Source organism: Candidatus Synechococcus spongiarum SH4, assembly GCF_000586015.1.
Lineage (GTDB): Bacteria > Cyanobacteriota > Cyanobacteriia > PCC-6307 > Cyanobiaceae > Synechococcus_B > Synechococcus_B spongiarum_F.
The window spans coordinates 1-3,850 of record NZ_JENA01000163.1; the positions used below are offsets into that span (position 1 = coordinate 1).

At 65.9% G+C, this 3,850-nt stretch carries 4 protein-coding genes and 2 pseudogenes; 3 read left to right on the plus strand and 3 right to left on the minus strand.

Going from position 1 to position 3,850, the window contains the following annotated elements:
* The 3 genes and pseudogenes from BG35_RS10890 to BG35_RS0107490 all read right to left on the minus strand — a co-directional run.
* Nucleotides 1-229: pseudogene (locus BG35_RS10890) on the minus strand (cob(I)yrinic acid a,c-diamide adenosyltransferase); the annotation flags it as partial.
* Nucleotides 226-876 carry a class I SAM-dependent methyltransferase gene (locus BG35_RS0107485; RefSeq protein WP_025782339.1) on the minus strand — a complete coding sequence of 217 codons (651 nt, stop codon included), beginning with the start codon at nucleotides 874-876 and terminating at the stop codon, nucleotides 226-228. The pseudogene BG35_RS10890 and the gene BG35_RS0107485, both read right to left, overlap by 4 nt.
* Nucleotides 873-2,051, minus strand: a complete 1,179-nt coding sequence (locus BG35_RS0107490; RefSeq protein ID WP_025782340.1) for a site-specific integrase — start codon at nucleotides 2,049-2,051, stop codon at nucleotides 873-875. Before BG35_RS0107490 ends, BG35_RS0107485 begins: the two co-directional genes overlap by 4 nt.
* Nucleotides 2,052-2,137: 86 nt before the next feature.
* On the opposite strand from BG35_RS0107490, the pseudogene BG35_RS10895 reads away from it, so the two are divergent.
* The 3 genes and pseudogenes from BG35_RS10895 to BG35_RS13130 all read left to right on the plus strand — a co-directional run.
* Nucleotides 2,138-3,300 (plus strand): annotated as a pseudogene (locus tag BG35_RS10895) (GuaB3 family IMP dehydrogenase-related protein).
* Nucleotides 3,301-3,347: 47 nt separating this feature from the next.
* On the plus strand, nucleotides 3,348-3,674 hold the full coding sequence (trxA, locus tag BG35_RS0107500) for a thioredoxin (protein WP_025782341.1): 327 nt from the start codon (nucleotides 3,348-3,350) through the stop codon (nucleotides 3,672-3,674).
* A partial coding sequence (locus BG35_RS13130; protein WP_161632570.1) for a hypothetical protein occupies nucleotides 3,655-3,850 on the plus strand: 196 nt, incomplete at its 3' end. The genes trxA and BG35_RS13130, both read left to right, overlap by 20 nt.

Consider the following 3,850-nt stretch of genomic DNA (forward strand, 5'->3'; position numbering starts at 1 on the left):
GCCCCGCCGTGGTTTTGCCCTTGCCCCGGCCTGTGAACACCAGCCGCAATCCCTTCTCACGCTGACGGGCCTGCACCCGTTGTTCCTGCACCTGCTGGCGCCGTTCCATGCGGCGGCGATAGGCGGTGGCATCCCGCTCTGGGGCCGTGGCGCCGCCGGAACCCAGATCCGCCGCTGCGGCATCCAAAGAGTGCTCCTGCTCTTGTGGTTTTTTTGGGGATGGGGTCATGGCGCAGGGGAAGGAGAGGGTTTCCGGGCGCTCACCAACTGGAGGGAGCCCAGGGCCAGGGTTTCAACGGCAACGGAGCCATAGCCCACCATGGTCAAGTCCGCCCCCAGGTTGGAGGTGAGAAAATCCACGGCGGTGTCCGTCTCGAACAAGTGGACAAACCACTGCTGGGGCCAACCCAGCAGGCCACGGGTGGGTTGCAGATCCAGGGCCGCAAACCAGCCGCCGGGCTGAAGCAGCCCCAAGGCCGCCTTCAGCAGCGCCAGCCGGGCAGGGCGATGGAACTCATGGAGCGCCAGGCTGATCTGCACCCCCGCAAACTGCTCCGGCGCCAACGGCGGCTGCTCCGCCAACCCCTGCACCGTCACCAGCTTCGGATGGGTGCGCGCCGCCCGTTCCAGGGCTTGACGGGAACAGTCCAATCCCGTGACCTGGAAACCACGGGCCAATAGAGGCCCACTGGCTGCACCGCCGCCACAACAGAGATCCAGCACTGCCGCTTGCGCCGGCAGCCGGGGCGCCAACCGTTGGGCGCAGAGTTGGCGCAACCGCTGGGGACCACCCACCGGCAGGGCGCCGATGCCGGTCACCAAGTGGTAGAACCAGGGATGGCCATAGGCGAAGGTGCGGAGGGGGCGACGGCTCATGGGCTGTCGGCGGTGTGGCGCCGCGCCAGGGCGGTGTTCACGGCCTGTTGTTGATCACGGTGGGTCATCCAGTGGTGATAGGTGCGGGTATGGATGGCCACGGAATGGCCCATCATGCGGGCGGCCACGGTGTCGGGGAGGCCCAGGTGAATGGTGCGCACGGCCCAGGCGTGGCGCAGGTCATAGGGGCTGAAGCCCACCTTGTAGCGGCGGAACTGCTCCATCACCCGCCGCCCCACCTGTTGCAGGGTGACCTGCTCCAGGTCGGTGGCGACCGGTGGCCGCCGCACGTCGGCCAGGGTGAAGTGCTTGACCCATTCCGGTAGAAAGGGCCAGACTTGGCGCTCGCCGGTTTTGCTGGTGGCCAGAACCTGCACCACGGGGGCGCCGTCCCCATGGAGGGCTGAGCAGTCACAGAAAAACACCTCGTGATTGCGCAGACCATAGGTGGCCATCACACCCAACACCCAGCGCCAGGCTGGATTGGGGATCCTGTGCCATGCCGCCATGATCTGCCGGTCGGTGGGAAGTTGGCGATGGCCGGCCCGGTGCAGACCGTATCCCCCTGACCGCACCGCCCAATCCTCAGGCAAGGGGATGCCCTCTTGACGGGCCAGGGCCGCCAACACCGTGCCGCACTGCTGGCGGCTGCGGCTGGCCAGTTGGTAGCTCTCCAGGGTCTGCACCAGCAACGCCCGACCCAGGGGATGGTGGTGCTGCTCCTGCACCATGGCCAGCCGCCGCAGATAGGGCCAATAGGCGGTGGCCCAGGTGCTGCGCCGCCCCGCCGGATTCCGGCTGCGCACAGGGTCGGACTCGAAAGCCTCCCGGAAGCGCTGCAAGGCGTGGGTGAACCCGTCAGCGGCGCCCCCCGCTCCCTGCCGATGGGGCCGTTGGCAACGGGGCCGGTTGGAAGGCCACCGGCTCCAGCAGAAGCGACCACCGGCCAGATCTCCGCAAACCTGGTGCAGCCGTTGCACAGCCGTCTCCAGACCCGTCCCGTCAGCCTTGAGGCCCAGGCTGAGGCGCTGCATCTGAAACCCCGCCCCGTCCCGCCGCGGCAACCGGCCCCGCAATCCCAACCGCTCCCCGCGCCGTTCAATGCGCAGGGGCAACCCGCCTGTGCGGAAGCCCTCATTGAGGATTTGCAGGCGCAGATCAAAGAGGGACGCCATCTCCTGGCTATGGGTTCTGAGTCCGGGAACCTCCTCCACAGGTTCGTTTGCCTTGATACGCTCCATGAACTACTTCTGCACAACGCGTGGACATTCAGTTGAGCCGGACCCGTCATGTGCGACGGGCTTACGGCATTGACGAGATTGCTCTTGTCCCTGGCGACGGCACCGTGGATCCTTCCCTGGTGCAGAGCCATTGGACCCTGGGGGGCATTGAACGTCCCATGCCCGTCATTGCCAGCGCCATGGATAGCGTTGTCGATGTGTCCATGGCGGTGCAACTCTCACAGTTGGGCGCTTTGGGTGTCTTGAATCTGGAGGGTCTGCAAGCCCGATACGACGATCCCGGCAGCGCTCTTGAGCAGATTGCCGCGGTGGAGGGGGAAGGATTTGTGGGCTTGATGCAGGAACTGTATAGCAAACCGATCCGGGAAGAACTCATTGTGGAGCGGGTGCGGCAGATCAAGGCTGCAGGGGGCATTGCCGCGGTGAGCGCCACCCCGGCGGGGGCCATGGCCTTTGGCCATGCCGTGGCCACGGCGGGAGCGGATGTGTTCTTTGTGCAAGCAACGGTGGTCTCCACCCGTCACCAGAGCCCCCCGGCCAGAACAAGCTGGACCTCAAGGCGTTTTGTCAGGAAATGCCCGTGCCGGTGGTGCTGGGCAACTGCGTCACCTACGGGGTGTGCATGGAGCTCATCCAGGCCGGGGCCGCGGGGGTGATGGTGGGCATTGGTCCTGGCGCCGCCTGCACCTCCCGGGGTGTGCTGGGGGTGGGGGTTCCCCAGGCCACAGCCATTGCCGACTGCGCCGCTGCCCGGGACGACGTGGAATGCAGTGGTGGTCCCTACGTGCCCATCATTGCCGATGGGGGCATCGTCACCGGGGGGGACATCTGCAAGTGCATCGCCTGTGGGGCCGATGGGGTGATGATCGGCTCCCCCATTGCCCGTGCGGAGGAAGCGCCGGGAGGCGGATTCCATTGGGGCATGGCCACCCCGTCGCCGGTGCTGCCCCGGGGCACCCGCATCCGGGTGGGCGCCACGGGCAACCTGGAACAGATTCTCCAGGGTCCTGCCCGGTTGGACGACGGCACCCACAACCTGATGGGCGCCTTGCACACCTCCATGGGAACCCTGGGGGCGCGCACCATCAAGGAGATGCACCAGGTGGAAATTGTGGTGGCCCCGTCCCTGCTGAGCGAGGGGAAGGTGTACCAGAAAGCCCAACAGCTTGGCATGGGCCGCTGAAGGGGCCGGTTGTCTGCTACAGTTGGCGTCCCAGGAAACCCAGTGACATGTCGAACGCCGCCCCGGTGACCGATGCTTCCTTTGAGGCGGACGTGCTCAAAAGCGATGTTCCCGTGTTGGTGGATTTCTGGGCGCCCTGGTGTGGACCATGCCGCATGGTGGCCCCCATCATCGACGAGATTGCCGTTGAGCTGGACGGCAAGATCAAGGTGGTCAAGCTCAATACGGACGAAAATCCCAACGTGGCCAGTCAGTTCGGGATTCGCAGCATCCCCACCCTGATGGTGTTCAAGGATGGGCAGCGGGTGGATACGGTGGTGGGGGCTGTCCCCAAGACCACGCTATCCAACACCATTGACAAGCATCTCAACTGATTCCTGCGGCGCCCTGACGGACAGTCCATCCCCGTTGCGTCAGCGGATCCTGGCGTTGGCGGACCAGTTGGCGGACCACGGCCAGGGGGAGTTGGCGGAGGGGGTGTTGGATCACTTGGTGGCCATCAGCCACATAACTCAGGAGCAGAGCGACTGGGAGCTGGTCCACGGCGCCC

What these genes read in the sequence shown, in the direction of transcription:
- BG35_RS0107485 (WP_025782339.1), bottom strand. Translation starts at nt 876, where the DNA reads ATGAGCCGTCGCCCCCTCCGCACCTTCGCCTATGGCCATCCCTGGTTC.
- BG35_RS0107490 (WP_025782340.1), bottom strand. Translation starts at nt 2,051, where the DNA reads ATGGCGTCCCTCTTTGATCTGCGCCTGCAAATCCTCAATGAGGGCTTC.
- trxA (WP_025782341.1), top strand. Translation starts at nt 3,348, where the DNA reads ATGTCGAACGCCGCCCCGGTGACCGATGCTTCCTTTGAGGCGGACGTG.